The sequence below is a fragment of the Xenococcus sp. PCC 7305 genome (assembly GCF_000332055.1).
GTDB lineage: Bacteria > Cyanobacteriota > Cyanobacteriia > Cyanobacteriales > Xenococcaceae > Xenococcus.
Genome location: NZ_ALVZ01000231.1, coordinates 90,329 through 113,740 on the forward strand (window position 1 = coordinate 90,329; position 23,412 = coordinate 113,740).

The following is a 23,412-nucleotide window of genomic DNA, read 5'->3' on the forward strand; positions in this document are numbered from 1 at the left end:
CCTATGATGCATAGCGACTTGAATATGGCTATGTTAGTGGTCAGAAAGATCAACCGCTTCTTCTGCCACGGTCACTATGGATAAAGTTGTCGATCATTGCATTGCTAATACCGACGCAAATTTACTCGAAATCTTTAATCAATTTCATTAATAAAAACTTTTAAAGCAACAGAGGAAAAAATTATGAGTGAATGGATTTCCGGCTTAATGGCAGTTCCCGGTATGGGCCCAGGATCGGGAACAACCTTAACGAGTACTGAGAATAAGGTGCTATTCAAGAATGTCAATATTTTTGATGGTAAAACTAATGGTCTTCAAACAGGAATGAATGTTCTGGTTGAACATAACAAAATCTCCCAAATCTCAGACCAAGCAATTCCTGATAATGGAGCAACCGAGATTGATGGGAACCGCATGACTTTAATGCCAGGGATGATTGACTGTCATACCCATTTGGCGATATCGGGCGATTTTGCCAATCTAGAAGAAAATTTTACGGCTGGAGATCTTCATGTGAACGCCACTCTTCATGCCCGGTATGCACTTCTAGACGGCTTTACCTCTTGTCGTGATGTTGGTGGACCTACTTTTGGTTTAAAACGGGCGATCGACCAGGGGAAGATTTATGGACCTCGTATTTATCCAGCAGGAGCTTTTATTAGTCAAACCTCTGGACATGGGGATTTTAGAGCCTGGAATGATCCTAATCCTAGTCTTTCTGGCAGTCGATATCCTTCGAATTTTATGCGTTTAGGAATTGGGATTGTTGCTGATGGCAGGGATGCTGTATTAGCCGCAACTCGTCAAAACTTGATGATGGGAGCTTCTCAAATCAAAATCATGGGCGGTGGCGGTGGTTCATCGAAATATGATCCGATTGATACCACGCAATACACTCTTGATGAAATGAAAGCAGCCGTAGAAGCGGCGGAAGATTGGGGCACTTATGTTACTGCTCACATTTTTACAGATAGAGCGATTAAAAGAGCGTTAGAAGCAGGATTAAAATGTTTTGAGCATGGCTTTTTTATGAGCGAAGAAGTTATTCAGCAGGTAGGAGAAGCAGGAGCTTTTGTTTGTCCACAAATGTGGGGCATGTCTCCTGAATTATTCAATAATCCTAATGTGCCGAAATCTAAGCATGACGGCATTAAAGCCATGCAGGAGCAGTATAAGGATTTTGCCCCTTGGTTAGTTAAACATAAGGTAAAAGTTGGTTTTGCTAGCGATCTTCTGGGCCCTTCTGATGATGGCATGAAATCTCGTCGTTATGAATTGTGGTGGCGCGCCGAAGCCTTTGGTAGTAATTTTGAGGTTTTAAAACATTTAACTTCTAATGCTGGTGAACTCTTAGCTCTGTCTGGTCCACGTAATCCCTATCCTGGGAAATTAGGAGTCATAGAAGAAGGAGCTTTAGCCGATATTTTAGTTGTGGATGGTAATCCTTTAGAAGACATGATGGTTATAGGTGGCAAAGATCAATGGTTTGGCGATCTAGAAACACCAAAACCGATTGAAACTCTCAAGGTGATTATGAAAGATGGGGTAGTTTACAAAAATACTTTGTAAATAAGACTGTTTGACAATAATTTTAATTCTCTCTGTTGTTAAAGTTTTACTCATTTTCAGGGGGATTAATCAAACTATTCGCTGAATCCATGAATACCATCACCCATAACATTTCTCGGCAATCTCAAATAGAACATTGGGAGGATTTATTACCAAGTCCAACTAAACTTAAGTCTGATTTTGTAGATCCTTTTGATGAGTTAACACCAGGACAATTAGAAGATTTAGCTATCCTAAGTCGTATTCGTTGGTTAATTAGTTCTAACAAAGCAGATCCTAATGGTGCATCGGCCCAAGAAGCTAAACAAATTGAGAAAGCTTTTGTTAAACAAGGAATTGATGTGGAGTGGCTATTATCAAAGCGGCAAATGGTTCGTCAACAGAGAATTGAGCAGACGACGAATAACAAGATTGAAGCTAAAGATATTAAATTATCTGGTGTAATTTTGCCTTTGTATTGGAATAATGAGCGGCTACTGACTCATTTTCTCTTGATGCCCTATTTAGGACAATGTAGTCATTTTCCTCCTCCTCCTCCAAATCAAGTCATCTTTGTTGAATCTACCGAACCGATTGCGATTCAAAAATTAACCGCAAATCTCCAAAAATCTCAATATTCGCTTGTTTGGGTTTCGATTGAAGGCACAATCAATCTTGCAGCTACCAGCCATCAAGTTTTCCGGGTTGATGGCATGTCATGGTTGGAGTCCAGTTATGGTGCAATTTGTCACAATATTTCTCTTTGTTCTCCCAAGGAGATAGCCCAGGTTTTGGCATGGCAAACGAGGGAGGAGAGAAAATCACTTTATCCCAAGTTAACTGAATTAATCCTAGTTGATATTGATTCGAATTAATTAAAAAAACATAATAAAGACTAAAAAATATACAAACATACTCTTGAATAGTTCTTTGTTTCTCATCCAATTAATAATTCATGTTTCTATTCCAATCAAAAATTTATCCCTTATTATCTTTAGTCTTATTCCTCGGACTATTTACTCCGACAATTCAAGCTCAAGAAATTGATCCTGAAGAAGTTAAACAGGAAAATTTTGAAAACTCCATCAGAAAAATTGGACTAGCTGCCGGCTATGCCAGTCAATGTTATATAGAGCAAGACGATCAAGAAGCTGTTGAAAGAATTGGAGATGAAGCTTTAGCTGTTGCAGAAATAATTTTGCAGGATTTTGGTTCAACTCTTGCTTTTTTGTTTACTTCAAATGCTGGTTATGGTGCTGGTAAACCCACAGATTTGAGTAACTGTGACCAACTGATTCTAGATTGGCAAGAATTGGTCGAAAGTTTTAGCGAAGCAGAGGAATAATTATTATGCACTGTCACAAAGTTATCTCTTTTGCTCTTTTAGCTTCTTTGGGAGTTCCCCAAATATCCTTTGCTACTGAACTTGCTGCTCATACTATTGTTCCAGAAACCATTGATTCAGAATCTCTTGAACTGAGTGAACTGCCAACTCTGATGGCACGTAGACCTCGACCGAATAAACCCCATCGTAGAAAACGCAGGCGGAACAGGAAAAGAAGAATTCGCAACGAAATTAGAGGTGAGATTCGGCGTGAACGCAATAGAAGAACCGCAGCTCGAATTATTAGAGGCGTTGTCGGGATTGGTATTGGTGCGGCGATCGCAGAATCTAATCGTAATAATCGCAATAATTCGGAAGTAATCATTATCGAGCGAGATCGCGAACTTGAGTCAAGAGGTTATTATGATGAACTTTATAAATGCGAACATTTGGACCAGGGAGGCTATTATATCGCTGATGAATTAGAAGCCTGCTTGAGAGGAAATTAGAAGTATTTAAATTATTTTCATGACAGCAAAAAAATAAAACATGAGTAGAGAAAGTAAGACTTGGCCTTCGAGTGACAAAGCAAAACAATTTGTTAAAGATACAATTTGTCTCGACTTTTTTGCCTCTCCTTTTGGAGCAGGATGGACCGAAGATAGTGAATTACATGATTACATAGGTCGTGCTATGGCAACGGGAATTACTGGTGCCAGCATGACGATCGCCGAAACCGATAACACTTGGGAAAAATTCCTCAACAGTCATCGCAAATGGAGAAATACTTTTCTACAAAACCCTGATCGCTATGTTTTTGTCCATAATGTGCGCGATATTGAATATGCTCAGGAAACTGGTAAATATGCAGTTATCTTTAATTCCCAAACCTCCACCATTGTTAGTGGTGATTTGAGTAGAATTGCCACCTTGCGGACAATGGGTTTGGCTAGCATGCAGCTAGTTTATAACGGTCGATTTAGAGCAGGTGTCGGCTGCATCGATGCTCTCCATCTTCCAGATACGGGATTGACAGACTGGGGCAGAAAAATCATTGATGAAATGGTTAAACAAGGTATTGTCGTCGATCTTAGTCACGCTAGTTGGCAAACCACAGAAGATGCGATCGCACATATGAATCAGAAGCATCCAGGTGTACCCGTAGTTTATACCCATTCTCTCCCTGCTGGTTTGTACAAAAATACACCCAACGCCACAGAAAAAGGATGCTATCGGAACATTACGGATGAACAAGCACAAAAAGCTGCGGCAACTGGAGGTTTTGTTAGCCCAACTTTCACGGAATGGATGATGGATGGTATTTGGCCTGATGATATTACACCATTACAATGCGCTCAAATGATCGATTACTACGCCAAACTTTTAGGAGACGATCATGTGGGCATTGCTTCGGATGATTTAATGAAGCTCGATTTGGTGGTTAAGTTTGCCAAGGCTGCTCCAGATATTTATAACGACAATAACTATATGTTCGATGCTTTTGATAAAGGGGCTGAAGGCTGTGGGGAAATGGCAAAAATTCTTCCTGCCGTAACTGATGAACTTTGGAAAATGGGTTATTCGGATGAAGCAATTAAAAAGTTCTATGGCGGAAATGAAATGCGTGTTTACCGACAGGTATGGCAATAATATTCTACTTATTTAAGCGAAACATCATGATGAGAATAGTTGTTTATAATTTGCTTTTTGTTTTGACTCTTTTCATTCAGCGTCTACCTGCGATCGCTCAAGACTCAGTTAATGAAGACTCAGAAACTAGTAGAGAAACTGAATCTCCCGAGTCTAATTCTGCTCCTGTTTCAACTTCTGCTGCCACTCTCGGAGGCCCAAGCAGTGTAGACGCCGAGCTTGCCGAAGATGCTAGAGAGAAAGATTCGGTATTTGAAGGGATTGACCGAGCACTAAAACCCTGGTTTGAATTCAAAGAGCGAGTTAATCAAGATGTAGGTTTGAAATTTGGTCTTGACTACAGCATCTTGTATCAAGGGCTGACTGATAGTTTAGGAAAAGATCAAGCTGCGGGTGGAGTATTTCGAGTCTTCGGTAATTGGACTTTATTAGGTCGTAATTCTTCATCGCCTGGTTCATTGGTATTTAAAGGTGAAAATCGCCATCGCATTGGAACCGATGTTGCACCCCAGAATCTGGGATTTGAAGCGGGTTATGTTGGTTTAACTGGAACATTATTTAGTGATTTTGGCTGGGGTGTTACCAATTTATTCTGGCAACAAAGATTTCGTGACGGCAAAATAAATTTTATTGTCGGGAATGTAGATCCTACTGACTATGTTGATATTTATGGTTTAACTAATCCTCTGACCCATTTTCAAAACTTGACCTTTCTCACAAATCCCTCAATTGCCGCTCCCAATCAGGGCTTAGGAATTGCAGGGGGAGCCATGCTATCGGACAATGTTTATCTTACAGCTAGTCTCAGCGATGCCAATGGCGATCCGACTGAGGCAGGATTTGATAGTTTTTTCGACGATGGAGAATATTTTAAGCATATTGAAATAGCTTGGGTTTCTTCCTTTGAGCGTCGTTATTTCGAAAATATTCACCTGACAGCTTGGCATGTCGATGAACGAGACGAAGCGGGAACCCCCGATGATTGGGGTTTAGCCTTTTCCGCTAGTTGGTTTATTAATGATAAATGGATGCCTTTTTTGCGCGGAGGTTATTCCCAGGATGGTGCCGCCTTGCTCGATGGTAGCGTCAGTTTTGGCATGGGACGCTATTTCGCCAATAGTAGCAATCTTTTGGGGTTGGGTGTGGGTTGGGGCAGTCCTGCCCAAAAGGGATTAGAAGATCAAGTAACCACCGAACTTTTTTATCGTTTGCAGTTAGCCCAAAATCTGGCTCTTACTCCAGATATTCAAGTTATTTTTAATCCTGCTTTGAATCCCAATCAAGATGCGATCGCCGTTTTTGGCATTAGAACCCGTTTAAATCTGTAGACTTTTTTTAAGATAAAAATTTGCTCCCAAGTTGTCAGTAGTTGTCAGTCAATAATTTTCTTAAAATATTATTTAATTCTCAAGGAACTACGACCAAATGTAGTTCTATGATATTTAGGTTTAATTTTTTTTTGTTCTGTAATTTAAAAGACTAAAAGTTTCAATTCGGATATTGTTATCCCCATGTATTCAGAATCTTTTAGTCCATAGTAATATTCATAAAAAAATACTGATGAAAACTAGTGATAAATCAAAATCAAAAAAATCTTTATCAAAAATAATTACTACTACCTTTCTTGGTGGATTTCTCGTAATTCTTCCCGGCTATTTAGCGATTCTAGCCCTTAATAAAATGATTAAGGGTTTAGTTGGCCTAACTTTTGTTTTCCTCAAGCCGATCGCGGCCGTCCTTGGTCTAGCAGAAAGCGATATTGCAATTCCTGTTGCCTCAATTGTTTTTATTATCATCTGTTTCATTGCCGGGTTGATTGTCAAAAGTAGCTATGGTCAAATTTTCAAAAAATCCCTAGAACCAATTTTCATGAAAATCCCTGGCTATCTTTTAATGCGCAGTATTATCCGCCGCATTGCCAGGATGGAAGAATCCCAAAATATGAGTATTGCTTTTGTCGCTGTAGGTGAAGTGCACGAAGCATTATCCCCCGGTTTTTTGGTTGAACATCATGACAATGGATTTTATACAGTTTTTGTCCCCACAGTACCAACTCCAACAGTGGGGAATATGTATCTGATTCCAGAAGATAAAGTTTTTATCGTCGATGTACCCTTTTTAGATATGGTCAAATTTATCACTAAATGGGGGCAATCCTCTCCTGCATTAATAACAGCCATTAACCAAATTCAACTAACTAAAAATCGGGTAACGATATCTCCGGCCGATAATGGCTAAAGATTTATATTATTTCATGAATATTTTAATGATGAAAATTCCCAATATTATTTGTTCCTTAAGTATATTTTTAATTGCCGGTCAACAATTTGTTTTTAATTCTGTTCAGGCATCTAATCTTCAACCTAAATATCCAGGACTTCGACTAAATCAAAGTCCCGATCAGAACTCGAAATTTGAGCTATACGCTAACGCCATCAAAAATTGTCCTAGAGAATTTACTAATTGGAATTTGGTCGAAAGTTTTACTACAAAAAGTTATAGCCTAGCACTATGCCAACAAAGAGATGATTTATATCTTGTCGGGCATCAGAAAGAGCCGCATGAATCTTTTATTTCTGCTCTGGTAGAATCTCAAAATAATAATCTGCTGATTGCCGGCGATAAGGACGGATTTTCCTATGAAATTAGTAACTCTGAATTAAAAGTATTTCAAGATAATCAGCTAATAGCCACAGAAAATCTTTTAGATTTAAATTTAATAGGTAACATTTGGCAGTTACAAGAAATCCGCTATAACAATGATGAATTAATAGAAGTTGCTAATCCTGATAATTACACTATCGAATTTCTGCCAGATGGGCAGCTCGCTATCAAAGCAGACTGTAATCGTGCCCTAGGAGCTTATACTCAAGATGGCAGTAGCATATCCATCGAAATCGGTGCTACGACTCGTGCACTCTGTCCTCCCGAGTCAATTTCCGAGCAGTATCTTCGAGATCTGCAAGCTGCGACCATCTTCTTTTTTAAGGATGGCTACTTGTATTTTGATTTAAAATTTGATACTGGAACCATGAAGTTTAGGCCAGAGTAATAAGTTTATGTATATTAGAGGCATCGGGGGTTGTTAGGGGAAATGAGCAATAGATTATTTAGATTATGCTTCCGAAAGTCAATCGTCAATCAAAACTTGAGAGCTATTGCAAAATACTTGGTAATTATTGTCTTGAGTTTTGGTTTGGTTGTCAGTACGCCGGCAATTACTAATGCTCAAATACCTTTTTTAAGTTCAAGTAGTAGTACCAATGGTGAAAGTACGTTTACTCCTTGGTGGAAAATGAGCAAGGTGAGGGTTTGCGGAAAGCTGTTATGTACAAACGTTAATTTCCCCTATTTCCCCTACGATGTCTTCGGTGACAATAAATTCACAATAGCTTCGAGAACTGATTTACAAGATCCGCAGAAAACTTCTGATGAATTGGAAATACGAGCTGGGGTAGTTGAGCAAACATTGCTTTCCTTATATAGAAGAGTAGTTAGAAACAATGCTCAAAAGACCGGAGCCTTTGACCAGAAGCAATCACAGGAAATAAGCCTTCAAGATTGGTTACTTTTCAAGGACAAACCATTGCATCCCTTGACACCCAAAGTTGAAGTTGGCACTAAAAATGCCCAAACAATCATTTTTACTCCCACCCAACCAGAATTAGGTTTATCCCAAGAAACTATTATTACAATCACGGAGGATGATTCTATTTATAATGGGAGGCCTGTTGAAGAGTTAGCAAGACAATGGCGTCAAATTATTCACGAAGATTTGAGTGAAGCTTTATGGGGAAATGAATTTGATCGTATTTTTCCTGCGGGGCGATTGCAGATCATTGTCATGATTTTTGTTCTGACGCTTGTGCCAATTATTTTACTCACAATTTTTGGCCGTTTAATTCGCAATTTGGATCGTCAATTAAGATATAAAATCAGAGAACTCAATGAGTTAGCCAAATTAGAGCAGCAAGCTTCTTTTCTAAATCCTTCAGATTCTCCCGATACTATCTCGGAAGGTTCCGAGCAAATCTTGGAATCTCTTGATGAAAAGCCGCCACAAGACAGACAACAAGAAATAACTAATAATACTGCAACTAAGAGTAATAATTTAGACAAAAAAGTAGCTTCAATCAGAAAAGTAAAAATTATTTTCAATAGATTGCAAGGATTTATCATAACCAAAATTAATAATTTATTGGCGAGATCTCCTACCGTTTCTTTGACGTACCAAAATATAGTTAAACAACTAAAAAACTTAACGAGATTTTTGTTACAACTTTTGATTTGGCTGCGGGTTCTCTTCCTGTTTGCTGGGTTGGCCTTGATGGTTTGTGTTTATCCGAATACCAGGATTGCTTCTTTCTTTTTTATTGCTCAGGCAATATTTTTACCGCTGATTTGGATGTCAGTAAATTTATTAGACACAATTGTTTCGTTTGTGATTGACTACTACTTAAATCGCTGGGCCCAAGAAGGTCAAATAGCGCAGCCAAATTCCAATCGTTATGCCCTTAGGGTCACAACCTATTCTCCGGCTTTAAAAGGTGCGAGTAGTTTTGTCTTTACGATCATTGGCATTGTCCTCACCATCGAACTTTTAGGGATTGACACTAGTGTGTTGGCTGGTGCTGGGGGAGCTGCTTTATTGGTCGGGTTTTTGGGCCGCAATGTCTTAGAAGATATGCTGAATGGCGTCTTAATTCTCTGGACTGATCGCTATGCCATTGGGGATATCATTACAGTCGGTGCGGTGGGTGGTTTTGTTGAGAATATGAATCTCTATAATACCCAGATTAGAGGAGCGGGCGGTTGTTTGATTACGGTGCCCAATGGGCAGATTTCTTTGGTCGAAAATAAAACTAAAGATTGGTCGCGAACTGAGTTTAAAATTGAAATTTCCGCCAAGTCAGATCCTCTCAAAGCGATTCGAGTTTTGCAGGAAGTAGGAGAGCAAATGCAACAAGATGCCGATTGGCAAGAGGCTATGTTAGAACCTGTAAATATCTTGGGCATCGATCAAGTTTCCCACCAAGGCATTATTATTCAAGTTTGGATTAAAACTCAACCAATGAAACAATTTTCTATTGGTCGAGAATTTCGCCTCAGAGTCTTACAAGCATTTACTAAAGCTGAAATTGAATTGGGCATGCCCCAGCGTCAGGTTTGGCATATTGAACCTTCAGCTGAAGACCATGAGGCGCAAAGCCTTGCCTAAGTCCCAGCAATAATAGTAGTTTGAGGATATGTTGGTTGAACCACAAGAAGCGATCGCAGGATTGAAATTATTAGTCTGTCTGGCAAAAGCCGATGGTAAGCTCCATCCCGATGAGCAAAAAATACTCACAGAAGCTTGGCAAAACGCTCAAGAGTTATCAGATTTACCTGAAGACATGACTATTGAAAGCATTTTGGCAGAAGATATCCAGGTTGAAACGCTTTTATCTGAGATTGTTACGCCCAAAACCCAAACTTTGTTGTACGAAGCTGCTTTTGTCGTCGCAGCAATTGATGGTATTGCCCCCGAACAGGCAATTATCTTAAACAAGATCAAAGCAAGTTTTTCCATAGAAGACCAAGATTCGCTGGAGCAGCATCATTCCCTGGCAGAATTAGCTGTCCAAGCGCCCCAGGATTTTCTGGAAGCGATCACAGCTCAATTAGTATCTGTTAAAGAGATGCGCAATTTAATCTTAGATTATGCTATTGGCATTGCGATCTTGGGTTTTAATCCCTTTCCTGGTATTAATCTGGTAACTAATACGATCGCTGGGGTCTTGATTATTAAGATGATCCGAGATATTGGGTCTAAATGGGGTTACCCCAAAGGCCAGGATGCGATCGCAATTATTGGGAGTATTTTTGGTGGTTTTGGGGCTTTCTTGGCGGCAATTACTAGTTGGGCAACTATTTCCTTTGCTGGGTTGTATCTCCCTTTCATTGGAGAATTTGCTGTGGCCTCTTTTCTCTTCACCTTGACTTGGGCGATCGGCCAGGCAACCAATCAGTTTTATCTGAGTGGCCGTCAACTAGATGCGGCGGCTCTTAAAAGAGCCTTTCTTCAGGCGCAAAAAGAGGGCAAAATACTCAGTCGTCAGATTAAGTTTCACCACAAAAATTGATTAAATACTTTTGGTATACTTCACTCGTATTCCCTCAGATCTCTTTGTTTTGTCTGTATAGTGGTGCTTCGAGCCTAATTTTAGAAGCTGTAGATTGTTACTTAACTTTGCAGTTTTTCCCTAATTTTACAAAAAATTAAGTATAAATACTTAGAAATTAGGAGGTTTTTGTGGTCAAAATCGAAAAAATTGTTGAAATCTATACCAATTAGTAGTTTCAGCGATCAATATTAGTCAAGTCCATCTTAGAATAGTGCAGTTGGAGAAACTCCGCCTTTTGGCGACAGTATTTTCTTTGACCTTGTCTTAAATCCACTCAACTGTAAAAAATAAGGAGATTTGTATGAATAAAGGTGAATTAGTCGATCGGATTTCTCAGAAAGCTACCGTAACCAAAAAACAAGCAGATGCAGTCTTGACTGCTGCGGTTGAAACTATTATGGAGGCTGTTTCAGAAGGCGATAAAGTAACATTGGTCGGGTTTGGCTCTTTTGAGCGTCGCGATCGCAAGCAAAGAGAAGGCCGTAATCCCAAAACAGGGGAAAAAATGAACATTCCTGCAACAAAAGTTCCTGCTTTCTCCGCAGGAAAGCTATTCAAAGAGAAAGTTGCACCCAAATAACTAGTTCTCAAGATATTTTTCTGATTTTGGCAAGACCAAAGCATGGAGGAAATCTAGCTTGGGCAGCTACTATTGCAGGCTGTCCAACTTCTTCTATCAAAGATTTTTCTGCCAGTATCAATCCTTGGGGCATCCCCCAATCTGTGTTGAAGGCGATTCAAGAACAAATTCCTGGGTTAACAGCCTATCCGAATCCGGAATATCCTGAATTAAAATCTGCTTTGGCTGAGCATCATGGTCTGAGTACAGATTATATTTTGCCGGGCAATGGTTCGGCTGAATTATTAACTTGGGCCGCTAGAGAATTAGCACAACAAGAGAGAACTTATCTTGTTACTCCTGCTTTTGGTGATTACAGTCGAAGCTTGAGGGCATTTAAGGCCGAGATAGTTTCGTTGCAGTCACCTTTGCTTCCGTTTGGTGATTTGGCTAGTCTGATTCCTCGCTATAAGTTGCCGAATTCGGGGTTGTTGCTGAATAATCCCCATAATCCCACGGGTCAACTTTGGCCGAAAGCCGAAATTATGCCTTGTTTGGAACGTTTTGCTTTAGTGGTCATTGACGAAGCTTTTATGGATTTTCTGCCCAGCTCTCAACAACAAAGTCTGATCGATCTAGTGCCGAAATTCTCCAATTTAGTTATTTTGCGTTCTTTGACTAAATTTTATAGTTTACCTGGCTTGAGAATTGGTTATGCGATCGCACATCCCCATTTAATTGAAAAATGGCAAGCCTATCGCGATCCTTGGTCAGTTAATAGTTTAGCTGCCGCTGCCGCGATCGCCGCTCTCAAAGATCAGGATTTTCAACAGCATACTTGGGATTGGTTAGTTCCTGCGCGAGCCCAGCTTATCAAGGGTTTATCAGAAATTCCCCAACTGCAAGTTTTGCCCAGCGCCGTTAATTTTTTATTAGTTAAAAGTGGTCTATCTGTGACCGAGCTGCAACAGCAATTATTACAAAAACACCAAATATTAATTCGTGATTGTCTAAGTTTCCCTGAACTGGGAGATCATTATTTTCGAGTTGCAATTCGGACTATTCCCGAGAATGATTATCTCGTTAAATCATTAAAATCAGTATTTAATAAAGTGTCTTAATATATAATTAATTTTGCTTAGGCACTCACTTATTTGTGCATAGAATTAATGAAATAAAGATTTTTTTGAATATAATTAAACAACTCCATCTCATACATGAAAGTAGCTTATCCTCGTAAATTCAATGGTATGGGTGCTCGCGACATCTTCAAGCAATTTGTGCTGCATAATCGTGAACTGCACCTAATTACTCTCAATCGCTATCGTTACAACGAACAACATAGCTGTGCAGAACTAACTGGCGTGATTGAAAAGCTCAATGGTAAGCCCCCAGAATTGGTGCAAGAATTATCCCGACATGTCTGTGATGAAGCACGTCATGCTATGTGGCTAACAGATTTACTGATAGATCTAGGTGCCGATATCGGCAAGCCACCAGGAGTATCCTATATTGGTGAATTTGAAAGATTGCTAGACCAAGAATCTTACGACCCAGAAGTAAAACTTGATGACTACCTCATTGCCGCCCTAGTCTCGATTAACGTCACCGAAAAACGGGGTTGCGAATATTTTTCAGCCCATATCAAAGCCCTCAAGGAAGCACCTCAGACAACAGAAAATATCAAAATTCGCGAAACTATTGCCAAGATTTTCCCAGAGGAGGCAGGTCATGTTCGTTGGGGGAATCGGTGGCTAGCTCAACTTGTCAGGAAAAGTCCAGAACATAGAACAAAGGTAGAACAAGCAAAATGCAAATATTCAGCAATTGAACAGGCGGCTTTTGAGTCGGGGATGGATATCATGGCTGGTGCAGAACTGCGTCGGCTTAGTAATTTACTCGAAGTAACCAATACAATGCCAGTTTGGGAACGTTCTCAGTATTTTATTCAGCATCTACCACAAACCTTATTGGCACCGGAATTGCAAATGACCCGAATTCAAACGGCACAAAAAGCTTGGCAACGAGATCCTCAATCTTTCATGGAAAAGTTTGTGCCAATGTTTTTTAATGGTTTGAACAATATTCAAAAACAGCAAAATAAATCTGCCTGAGAATCTCATCCTAAAAAATGTCAGTAGACTACGATTTGGTGGTAATAGGAAGCAGTTATGAAGGAATTTATGCTGCGGAACGAGCAAATAGTCTTAAGGCCAGAGTTGCTTTAGTTACTCAGGGAGATCAGCCCTATCTCCCTGGATGTAATGCTATTTTTAATCAAAGTTTTGGAGAAATTACCCGGTTTATTAATCAATTACAGGATAATATTTGGGGCCTTAGTCCTGGCTCTGGGGACATTGGGCAAATAAATTTGGTGGACATTCATAGTTGGCATAAGTTGGTCCTGCAGAGATTGCAAGCAGAATATTCTTTATCGCGATTAGCTGCTGCGGGCGTTGATATGATTTTTGGCCAAGGAGAATTTTGTCGTCGGCCCCAACAGGCTTTTTTGGTGGGAAAGCGTAAGCTGCGATCTCGTAAATATTTAGTCGCTACAGGAGCTAGATATACTGCTAACTCAATAGCTGGTTGCGATCGCATTAATTGTTTAACTATCGATGATCTTTGGCAAAATGATTGTCTGGCGAATTTACCTCATAACATCACTATTATCGGGAATTCTTCAAGAAGTTTGGAGCTGGCTCAGGGTTTAGCCCAGTTCAATAAACAAATAAATTTGGTTATTCCCGAAACCAGAATCTTGCCCCAAGAAGATATCAAAATGGTACAACTTATCCAGGCGCAATTAACCGCTGATGGGATCGATATTTTCACCCAGGCAAAGATTACCAACATTACGGAAAATAATAATCAAAAAATAATTCATTTAGAAAAGCGCAGCTTGACAACCGAAGCTATTATTTTTACCGATGATTATGAAGTTAATATCGCAGGTTTAAATTTACAGGGTGTCGGTGTCAAGTCCCAAACTTCAGGGATTAGAGTTAATCATAAGTTGCAAACCACTAACAAAGATATTTATGCCTGTGGAGATGTGATTGGGGGTTTAAAGTCTACTTCAATTGCTTGTCACGAGGCGAATATTGCGCTGCAAAATATTTTATTTTTTACTTGGGGTCGTAAAGCAGATCCCAACAAGCATTATATTCCCCAAGTTATTTTTACCCAGCCAAGTTGTGCCAGGTTAGGAATTAATCGCGCTCAAGCTATTAGAGATTATGGCAAGAATATTTACCTGATCAAAGAATATTTTAAAACCATCCCTCAAGCCCAATTTTCGGGAAATACGACGGGTTGGTGTGAGATGATTTTGCGACCTAATGGGAAAATCTTGGGTTGCACAATTATAGGCGATCGCGCTGAGGAATTAATCGCGACGATTGCTGTGATGATGCAATATAACATCAAGTTAAATCAGAATTCGCGATTGCGATTGTTACAGGTGAATATTCCGGTTGTTTCTCCGAGTTTTGCTGAGATTTTGCAGCGAGTGGCGACAAGTTTTTATCAACAAAAGTTACAGTGCGATCGCAGATTAAACAAAAGATTAGAGAATTGGTTTCGGTTTCGTAAAAAGTGGAATTTTTAAAATTTAATAAGTTAAATACAAAGAAAAAAATAAGTCTGATTAATTAACTAACAAATTGTCCAGCGCGGCAATCTTTTAACCATAATTGGACTGCTTGGCCGATAATTCCATTACTACTTTCTTGCGGTGGAGTTGGCAAATTGTCCTGAGAGGCAGAACCAAATCTAGAAAACATAGTCACCATCCGCCAACCATCATTAGTGGGAGTTAAAAATAGCCAGTGGTAAGTTTGCCTTTCCAGTTTACGAATTGTTGGTGGTTGACTAGCTATTTTGTTTGTAATATTTCCAGTGTTTTCTTCAATATATTGTCTTTCTAAAACAGTAAAGAATATTTGTTTGGCAGATTCTGTAGATTCTGTGGAAGCTGGACTGTATTGAAATTGAGGTAGTTCCAAAGCTTTAAATTGTCCTTGTCCTGCAGCGACAATAAAGGTAGATATGCCTGCATTTTGACTAAGATTCTGAGTTCTTTGGATTATGCGATTGCTATAGTTAGGGAGGTCTTTAAGCAATAGATTTGTTAGTGATGCTACTTCTTGATTGCAGTAGTTATTTTCAGTATCTGTCTTGAGGATTTGCTCTGTTGATTCTTGGGCAATTAATAGTTTAGGTTCACTTGCTAATGATGATTCTATAGATGCATTAAGTCCAAATAGCGGAATGAACAATAAGTATTGCCATTTATTCAACATAGTATTTTCAATTTTCAATTTTCAATTTCCCGAACTCAAATCATCCAATTGTTTTTGCATTTGCTCCACAACCAAATCATAGCAAGCATCGACATAAGTGCGATCGCGTGCCGCCTTTTTGCCATACTGCTCAAAGGTAATTGGCGGACAAACGCGAGTTTTAATTTGAACGGGTAAGGGAATATTGGGTAATGGCCCGACACTGATTCCCCAGGGCAAACCAAAATAGATCGGAAATACCTGCGGGTCAAGGTTTAATAACCAAGGCATACCCCATTGATGCAACTGCTTTGCGAAATCATAAAAATCATCGAGGACAAATAAAGTGTCATGGGCTCCAGTAGAAATTACAGGCACAATTTTAACTTTTTCTCGCAAGGCTAATTTGATAAAGCCTTTGCGTCCGGCGAAATTGATTTTGTGGCGTTGGGAATGGGGACGAAATACATCTTGGGCTCCTCCTGGATATACTAGGACGCTGGCATTTTTTTGAAAAGCTGCGATCGCCATTTTAGGATGGGCTGCGATCGCTCCTGTTGCTTCAGCAAGTTGGGCCATTCCCGTATTCATTTTCCAGACATGGGGATGCATCAGTCCATAGATCAGACGACGCGTCCCGAAACGCCGAAACCAATCGTACATGCACATCACCATATCTGGGGCAGCTAATCCCCCATTATGGGTCCCGACGAGTAATACTTTTTCTTCTGGAATATGATGCCAACCATCAGTCTGTACCCGAAAATAATAATCATAAAAAAAACGCCACAAAGGCATTAAATTATGGATTGTTTCGGGATTTCTGACGTCTAATGACCAACCACTGCGATTAATTGCTCTATCTCCCAAGACTTTCTGTTAACTAATGTAAACATAGTCTAGCAATTAGCCTGGAGAATTGGAACTGTTAGGACCTCATTTCCTTATCTGTGTCAGATTTAGCAGGCAAATGTAAAAAAATTTACTAAAATAAATATATTGTAATATTTTTTGATTTGTAAGTTCTCAGCGTATTTCTCAGGATTTACCCATCGAAGGCAAACAGAAGCTTCACTAAGTTTATCATAACTATTGAAAATAATATACAAAAGCGATGAAATCAATTGATACGCCTCCGCCACAATCATCTATATTGGACTCTAAATCAAAAAATTTACCCCCAGAAAAGCAGCAAAACCCTCACAAAAAAAGCAATAAATTTCCTGGATGGTTAATCGTAATTTTGCTTTTGGGTGGCGGTGCAACTCTTTGGAGATTCTCGAATTCTCAGGTCTTGCCTCCAGTTCAAACTACTTCTCAAGGACCACCACCAAGAGCGGTAGAAGTTGTTGAGCTCAAATCCGGTACGGCAACTAGACAGGTAAAGTTATTAGGACAAGTAGAAGCGGGAGAAATCGCTACCTTAAGCTCGCAAGTTAATGGTAGAGTGGAGAGGGTTTTAGTCAAGGAAGGCGATCGCGTAACGGCCGGAATGACCGTTGCTATTCTTGATGATGCTGATGCTAGTCTGGCTTTGGCCGAAGCTCAAGCTCGATTGGCTCAGGAAAAAGGTAACTTAGCTCGGCTTCAAGTCGGCACTCGCCCCGAAATCATTGCCCAAAGACAGGCAGAATTGAATACCGCAAGGGCCAGAGAATTAGAGGCGCAAGACAATTTAGAAAGAGTTGCCTCTCTAACTGTAGAAGGTGCCCTATCCCAAAGAGTTTTGGTCGAAGCTCGCACCCAAGCAGATGCGGCTACCAGTGAAAAATTAAGGATTACCGCTATCTTAGCCGAAGCCCAGGCCGGGCCAACTAAAGAAGAAATCGAAGCGCAACAGGGTTTAGTCGCAGCAGCTCAAGCAGTAGTCAGACAAGCTGAGTTGGCAAGGCAACGCAGTCAAGTTACCGCCGCATTTTCTGGGATTGTTCAATCGAGAAGCGTTAATACTGGTGATTATGTAGAAGAAAGCGACCCGATCCTAACTATAGTTAGCGATCGCTCTTTGGATATCTTTTTAGAAGTTCCTGAAAGCTTAAGCGGACAGGTGGCGACTGGGATGAGAGTTCAGCTGAATGCCAGAGCCCTAGCAAATTGGCAACAAGAAACAACAATCACCGCTGTCATTCCCACTGCGGATAGAGCTTCTCGCCGACAGTTAGTCCGGGTTAGTTTGAATAATCCGCCCCCTGGGTTATTACCAGGGATGGCAATCCAGGCTAGTTTAGCTGTGCCAGTGGATCGGGCCAATACTTTTATCTTGCCCCGAGATGCCTTAACCAGAAGAGGAGAACAATGGCTGGTATTTACAGTGAATGGGAATCAGGCACAACAACTAGAAGTCGAAATGGTGGCGGATTTAGGACAAGAAATAATGATTGTCAATCCTGAACTAGAAGCAGGACAAGCAGTTGTTGTTAGGGGTGGGGATGGACTGACTGATAATGCCACAGTCAAAGTAGTCAACTAATAATTAATAGTTAATTATTTGGAAGTAAATTAAAATAAAATGAAATACATTCCTTTAGCCGCACGTATTTGTCTTTGTTCGATTTTTCTTAACTCAGGAATTAGCAAAATTTTCGGTTTTTCTGGCACCGCCGTGATGATGGCAAATAAAGGTTTACCCATTGCCGGAATTTTATTGCTTTTTACCATTGCCTTCCAATTACTTGGTGGTTTTTCTTTGCTTTTGGGCTACAAAGTTAAACTCGGCTCGATATTATTAATTTTATTTTTAATTCCAGCAACTCTAGTGTTTCACAATCCTCTTGCCGATCCTAGTCAACTCAATTCTTTTCTAAAGAACATTGGTCTGATTGGTGGATTATTAATGGTGATCTATGCCGGCGCAGGAGCCTTAAGTATCGATAGTTCTGCCAAAAAAGTTCAACCCCGACAAGAAGTAACGACCCACTAATCTATCAAATGCTTAATTTTCAATTTTCAACTCGCGCGTTCCTTAGCGGATTAAAAATCCGCAGGGTCGCTCGTCAATTTTCAATTTTCAATTAATAAGATGAGTTTAATTAGAACTGCCGTTCGTTGGCGACATGGGACAGGGGTATTATTTTGTTTACTAGCTTTATTTGGTATTTTGGCTCTATTCCAATTACCATTAGAGCTGCAACCAGGAGGCGATCGCCCTGAAATCAGTATCACGACTCCCTATCCTGGTGCTAGTCCGACGGAGGTGGAAAATTTAGTTACTCGTCCCATTGAAGAAAGACTAGAAGAAGTTCCTGGGATCGAAGAAATCACTAGTACCAGTCGGGCAGGAATTAGCAATATCAATATTGAGTTTGATTGGGATAGTGATGTTGATCGCAGTTTAGTCGATGTCCTCAATAAATTACAGCAGGTCGAAGCCTTACCAAGAGAAGCTGCTGAATCCGATGTCGAAGTGGTCAGCGGCAGTAGCAGCCCTATGATGTGGGTCATCCTAACTCCTAAAGCAGGATTCACCGCCGATGATTATCACTATCGAGATTTGGTCGATGATGTGGTGGTTCCTCGTTTCCGACAAGTCCAGGGGGTGGGCCAGTTTATGGTCTCTGGGGGCCGAGCCAGAGAAGTTGAAGTCGTGGTCGATCCCAAAGCTTTAGCCGATCGCAATTTGACCATTGGGGATGTGGTGAATACTCTGCGCAATAATAACCAAGATATTCGTGGTGGCCCTTTGGTTTTAGGGCGTCGAGAGTATCGAGTGAGAACGGTAAGTCGGATTGGTGATGTTAATCAATTAGAAGGTTTTGTCCTACGGCGAGATGAATCTGGTACGGTTTATTTGGGCGATGTCGCAGAAGCCCGCATGGGCCGGGCAATTCGCGATCGCGCGTTAATCAGAAATAATGAACCTGCGGTGGCAGTGGGGATTATCCGTCAAGTTGGGGGCAATGTCCCGGAGATTTCTGCGGGAATTCGCGAAGCTTTAGTTGATTTAGAAGCGAGGTTTGATCGCGAAGGAGAAGGTGTCACCTTTGATATTCCCTATGATGAAAATGACTATATCAAAGAATCTATTTCCTTTGTGCAGAGCAATTTAATTATTGGGGCCGTGCTCGCTGCCCTAGTATTATGGCTGTTTCTGGGCTCACTGAGAACAGTTGGAGTGATTGCGATCGCAATCCCCACGACTTTGATTACGGTTTTTATTGTCTTCTATGTCTTGGGTCGCACCCTAAATGTCATTAGCTTAGCGGGTTTAGCCTTTGCGGTCGGCATGGTAGTAGATAATGCGATCGTGGTGCTCGAAAATGTTTTTACCCATATGCAGCAGGGAAAAACTCCGATGAAAGCGGCGATCGATGGCACCCAAGAAGTAGGTGGTGCGATGCTGGCTTCTACTTTAACTACTATTGCCGTATTTGCGCCGATTATTTTGGTTACAGGGGAAGCAGGACAATTATTTTTTGATATTGGTTTAGCACTTTCGGCTTCGGTTTTATTTTCTCTGTTTGCAGCTTTAACTCTAATTCCTATGTTGGCAGGATTATTCCTCAAGCGCACAGAAGCAGAGCAAATGTTAGACGATGCAGCCCCCAGAACTGGTAATTGGCTGGAGAGGGCTGTTGGGCAAACTTCGACAGGTTTCCGCTTCATGCAGGGCAAATTAGAAAGTTTTCTGTTGAAAACGGTGCGTTGGTCGTTGGGAAAAGGCAAATTAAAACGTCGTTTACTCCTGCTGGCACTTCCTGTCGTTTTACTTGTTACCAGTTTTAAATTATTACCGCCTGCGGATTATTTACCAGAAGGCAATCGCAATATAATTCTTTGGTTAGCTGAACCGTTTCCTGGGACGAGCATTCCCGAAGCCGTCAAATTATCTCAAGCACCTAGGGATTTTATCAGTGAACAACCAGAAATTATGCGGACTATTTATATCCATCGTGGTGGCTTGAGAGCTGTGGCGGGTTTTGTTGACCCCAAATTAGCTACAGGTAAAAATTTAGATGATATTGTAGGTCGTTTACGACAAGCGGGGGCAAATTTCCCTGGTTATCGTTTTCTTGTCCCTCGGCGTATTCCCATTTTCCGCAATCCTGGTAAAGAATTTGAGATTCAAGTTATCGGGGAAAACTTAGAAGAATTAAACCAAATAGAACAGCAAATTTCTCAGGAGCTGAGACAGTTATCGGGAATTCAAAATGTCCGGTCCAATTTTGTTACAGGAGCGCCTGAGTTACAGATAGTTCCCAACCGCGAGCGTTTAGCAGAAGCGGGGTTATCAGAGGGCGAAATCGGTCAAGTGGTTCAGGCGGCTCTGGGTGGAGTGAGGGCTTCTGAGTTTGTCGATGGCAAAAGGGAAATTGATATTACTGTAGAGTTGCAAGATACCTTTGTGGAAACTCCCGAACAATTGCGCCAACTCGCGATTTATAACGGTAATGGTCAGAGGGTGCAATTATCTGATGTGGCACAAGTGCTAGAAACTACTGGCCCCGATACGATTAACCATGTCGACTTGGAAAGATCAATTACGATTACTGCTAGTGTGTCCAGGCAAGCACCTTTAGGAGCTTTAATCGACCAAGCTGAGGAACAAATACTTGAGCCATTACGCCAAAACATACCTGCTGGTGTGCGAGTAGAATTGGCAGGCTCGGCAGATGTTTTAGCAGAAACTTTGTTTCAGTTGGGCTCTACTTTTTTGCTTTCTTTAGTCATTACCTATTTACTATTGGTTGCTTTATATCGTTCTCTGATTTACCCTTTGTTGATCATGGCAACTGTGCCCATGGGGATGACGGGTGCTTTATTAAGTTTGGTAATTGCTAATGCCATTCCGGGAGTGGTGATTCCTCTAGATATAATTACAGGCTTGGGTTTTGTAATTTTGACGGGTATTGTCGTTAATAATGCGATTCTTTTGGTGGATCGGGCGCTACAACTCCAAGCCGAGGGCATGGAAGATGATGCGGCTCTTTATTATGCGGTCAGCGATCGCTTGCGGCCAATCTTCATGTCGGCAGGAACTAGTGTCTTGGGTATGTTGCCCCTAGCTATTCTGCCAGGGAAAGGCGCGGAACTTTATCAGGGTTTGGGAATTGCGCTCACAGGGGGTTTAGCTCTTTCGACGTTGCTAACTCCTACGGTAATTCCTGCTTTGATGGGATTATTAAAAGACTTTCAGCCGAGAAAAAGTCTTAAGGTACAAGAGCATGGGCCACAAAAATCAAAGGAATTAATTAATTAATTAACTAACAAAAAACTGACTGAACTGCTCTTGTGATTCCCGATAAAACATTTAACGGTGAGCTATAAATAGTAATGGCTTGTAGATTGTTGTCGAACAGCGATCTCTATTATTGCTCTCATGAATTTAGAAACTCTCCTAGAAAAACTTGACATTGGTGAAAGCCAGGATTTTGAGTGTAAAAGGGCTGAAGACAACTTACCGAAAGACGCTTGGAAAACTATTTCAGCCTTCGCTAATACTGAAGGGGGTTATATCGTTCTTGGTGTTGCCGAGAAAAAAGGTAAATTTCAAATTACTGGTATTCATAACCCTAAGAAACAACTCAAAGATTTTTGGGACAACCATAACAATACTGGAAAACTCAGCATTCCTATCTGTAATGAGTCTGATATAGCTGTCGAAAAAGTCGAAGATAAATCTCTCATCATTATCAAGGTTTCCAAAGCAACTCGTACTCAGCGTCCTGTTTATATCAATAACAATCCCATGACAGGGACTTATAAACGCAATTATGAAGGAGATTATCCTTGTACAGAGGACGAAATCCGTCAAATGTTTCGTGATGCGAGTAGCCAACCTCAAGATTCTCAGATTTTAGAAAATTTCGATCTTAACGATATTGACTCAGAAACAATGAAAGCTTACCGTCAGAGGTTTAGTTCCAGAGAACCAGATCATCCTTGGTTAGCATTAGACGATAAGGAATTGCTTTCTCAGTTAGGAGGATGGAAACGTGATCGCTCTACAGGGAAAGAAGGGCTAACTGTAGCTGGGTTACTAATGTTTGGTTATGAAAGAGGTATTTTAGATGCTTTTTCTCACTATCATTTAGACTATCAGGAAAGACTATCTAATGACCCAGAAGAACGTTGGACATATAGAGTTACGTTAGATGGTAAGTGGGAATCTAATCTATTTAATTTTTACTATCGCGTTTACGGAAGGTTAGTTACTGATCTAGATGTTCCCTTCAAACTAGATCGAGATGCTGTCCGTAAAGAAGAAACCCATGTTCATCAAGCATTAAGAGAAGCCCTAGTTAACAGTATAATTCATGCTGATCACTTATCAACTCGACCTCTGAAGATTGTAAAGTTTCAAGATTTATTTATTTTTTCTAATCCAGGTCGTCTCAGAATTCCTCTTGAACGTCTTTATGATGGAGGTGAAAGCGATCCTCGCAATCCAAATTTGCAAAAAATGTTTCAGATGCTGGGTTTAAGCGAAAAAGCTGGATCTGGATTTCCTAAAATTCTTCGAGCTTGGCGAGAACAACAATGGTTTAGACCTTTAGTATCTGAAAAGCTCGATCTAGATTCGATAATGGTTGTATTACCAATGGTTAGTTTAATTCCTGAAGAAATTGAACGGGAATTACGCACACTTGTCGGTGAGGACTATCACTACCTTTCTGAATTGGACAGAATCATTTTAGTTCTTGCTCATCGCTTTGGAGAAATAAGTAATAGCGATATTCAGTGTTATAGTCAAAAACATCCCAAAGATATTGGTGACTGTCTTAAAAACTTGGCAGACAAAGGTTGGCTTGATAAATCTGGTCGTGGTCGTGGAACACATTACAGTTTGCCGACTTCAGAAAATAAAAACCTGCTTTCTTTACTTCAAAACACTTCAAATTCTCAACCAAGCTCCGATCATTTGGGGGAAAGCTCCGATCATTTGGG

At 40.5% G+C, this 23,412-nt stretch carries 20 protein-coding genes; 18 read left to right on the forward strand and 2 right to left on the reverse strand.

Annotation, left to right across the window (positions count from 1 at the left end):
• The first annotated feature begins 183 nt into the window (after nt 1-183).
• The 14 genes from XEN7305_RS24530 (at nt 184) to XEN7305_RS24595 (ending at nt 14,855) form a co-directional block, all read left to right on the forward strand.
• A complete protein-coding gene (locus XEN7305_RS24530; RefSeq protein ID WP_006512246.1) occupies nt 184-1,569 on the forward strand; it encodes an amidohydrolase family protein in 1,386 nt (461 codons plus the stop codon).
• Between the two features lie 89 nt (nt 1,570-1,658).
• Nucleotides 1,659-2,423, forward strand: a complete 765-nt coding sequence (locus XEN7305_RS24535) for a DUF3299 domain-containing protein (RefSeq protein ID WP_006512247.1) — start codon at nt 1,659-1,661, stop codon at nt 2,421-2,423.
• Between the two features lie 80 nt (nt 2,424-2,503).
• Nucleotides 2,504-2,893: a hypothetical protein gene (locus XEN7305_RS24540; protein ID WP_006512248.1), complete on the forward strand. Its 390-nt coding sequence runs from the start codon at nt 2,504-2,506 to the stop codon at nt 2,891-2,893.
• A 5-nt stretch (nt 2,894-2,898) separates the two neighbouring features.
• Nucleotides 2,899-3,381, forward strand: a complete 483-nt coding sequence (locus tag XEN7305_RS24545; RefSeq protein WP_006512249.1) for a hypothetical protein — start codon at nt 2,899-2,901, stop codon at nt 3,379-3,381.
• Nucleotides 3,382-3,421: 40 nt separating this feature from the next.
• Entirely contained in the window at nt 3,422-4,522 is a 1,101-nt protein-coding gene (locus XEN7305_RS24550; protein WP_006512250.1) for a dipeptidase, read from the forward strand.
• Nucleotides 4,523-4,548: 26 nt separating this feature from the next.
• Nucleotides 4,549-5,850, forward strand: a complete 1,302-nt coding sequence (locus tag XEN7305_RS24555; protein WP_158500451.1) for a carbohydrate porin — start codon at nt 4,549-4,551, stop codon at nt 5,848-5,850.
• Between the two features lie 232 nt (nt 5,851-6,082).
• Nucleotides 6,083-6,760: a DUF502 domain-containing protein gene (locus tag XEN7305_RS24560; RefSeq protein WP_006512252.1), complete on the forward strand. Its 678-nt coding sequence runs from the start codon at nt 6,083-6,085 to the stop codon at nt 6,758-6,760.
• A 16-nt stretch (nt 6,761-6,776) separates the two neighbouring features.
• Nucleotides 6,777-7,574, forward strand: coding sequence for an META domain-containing protein (locus XEN7305_RS24565; protein WP_158500453.1), 798 nt, complete (start codon nt 6,777-6,779; stop codon nt 7,572-7,574).
• A 96-nt stretch (nt 7,575-7,670) separates the two neighbouring features.
• A complete protein-coding gene (locus tag XEN7305_RS24570) occupies nt 7,671-9,740 on the forward strand; it encodes a mechanosensitive ion channel family protein (protein ID WP_052035237.1) in 2,070 nt (689 codons plus the stop codon).
• A 28-nt stretch (nt 9,741-9,768) separates the two neighbouring features.
• A complete protein-coding gene (locus XEN7305_RS29445; RefSeq protein ID WP_006512255.1) occupies nt 9,769-10,644 on the forward strand; it encodes a TerB family tellurite resistance protein in 876 nt (291 codons plus the stop codon).
• 343 nt (nt 10,645-10,987) lie between these two features.
• The gene (locus tag XEN7305_RS24580; protein WP_006512256.1) at nt 10,988-11,266 is read left to right on the forward strand and encodes an HU family DNA-binding protein; all 279 of its coding nucleotides are present in this window, start codon (nt 10,988-10,990) and stop codon (nt 11,264-11,266) included.
• 26 nt (nt 11,267-11,292) lie between these two features.
• A complete protein-coding gene (gene cobD / locus XEN7305_RS24585) occupies nt 11,293-12,366 on the forward strand; it encodes a threonine-phosphate decarboxylase CobD (protein ID WP_006512257.1) in 1,074 nt (357 codons plus the stop codon).
• Nucleotides 12,367-12,462: 96 nt separating this feature from the next.
• Nucleotides 12,463-13,359 (forward strand): ferritin-like domain-containing protein, encoded by an 897-nt coding sequence (locus XEN7305_RS24590; RefSeq protein ID WP_006512258.1) that lies wholly within the window; start codon nt 12,463-12,465, stop codon nt 13,357-13,359.
• A 17-nt stretch (nt 13,360-13,376) separates the two neighbouring features.
• Nucleotides 13,377-14,855, forward strand: a complete 1,479-nt coding sequence (locus tag XEN7305_RS24595; protein ID WP_006512259.1) for an FAD-dependent oxidoreductase — start codon at nt 13,377-13,379, stop codon at nt 14,853-14,855.
• Between the two features lie 43 nt (nt 14,856-14,898).
• Here the strand turns inward: XEN7305_RS24595 and XEN7305_RS24600 are convergent, their stop codons facing one another.
• Both XEN7305_RS24600 and XEN7305_RS24605 read right to left on the reverse strand, forming a co-directional pair.
• Nucleotides 14,899-15,567 carry a hypothetical protein gene (locus XEN7305_RS24600; RefSeq protein WP_238569041.1) on the reverse strand — a complete coding sequence of 223 codons (669 nt, stop codon included), beginning with the start codon at nt 15,565-15,567 and terminating at the stop codon, nt 14,899-14,901.
• 3 nt (nt 15,568-15,570) lie between these two features.
• A complete protein-coding gene (locus XEN7305_RS24605) occupies nt 15,571-16,398 on the reverse strand; it encodes a lysophospholipid acyltransferase family protein (RefSeq protein WP_006512261.1) in 828 nt (275 codons plus the stop codon).
• Between the two features lie 244 nt (nt 16,399-16,642).
• Between XEN7305_RS24605 and XEN7305_RS24610 the strand changes: the two genes are divergently transcribed.
• The 4 genes from XEN7305_RS24610 to XEN7305_RS24625 form a co-directional block, all read left to right on the forward strand.
• Entirely contained in the window at nt 16,643-17,998 is a 1,356-nt protein-coding gene (locus XEN7305_RS24610) for an efflux RND transporter periplasmic adaptor subunit (protein ID WP_006512262.1), read from the forward strand.
• Nucleotides 17,999-18,037: 39 nt separating this feature from the next.
• Complete coding sequence (locus tag XEN7305_RS24615) at nt 18,038-18,448, forward strand: DoxX family protein (protein WP_006512263.1); 411 nt, start codon at nt 18,038-18,040, stop codon at nt 18,446-18,448.
• Between the two features lie 99 nt (nt 18,449-18,547).
• The gene (locus tag XEN7305_RS24620) at nt 18,548-21,724 is read left to right on the forward strand and encodes an efflux RND transporter permease subunit (protein WP_006512264.1); all 3,177 of its coding nucleotides are present in this window, start codon (nt 18,548-18,550) and stop codon (nt 21,722-21,724) included.
• Between the two features lie 120 nt (nt 21,725-21,844).
• Nucleotides 21,845-23,412, forward strand: a 1,568-nt coding sequence (locus XEN7305_RS24625; RefSeq protein ID WP_006512265.1) for an RNA-binding domain-containing protein, incomplete at its 3' end; no start/stop codon positions are given.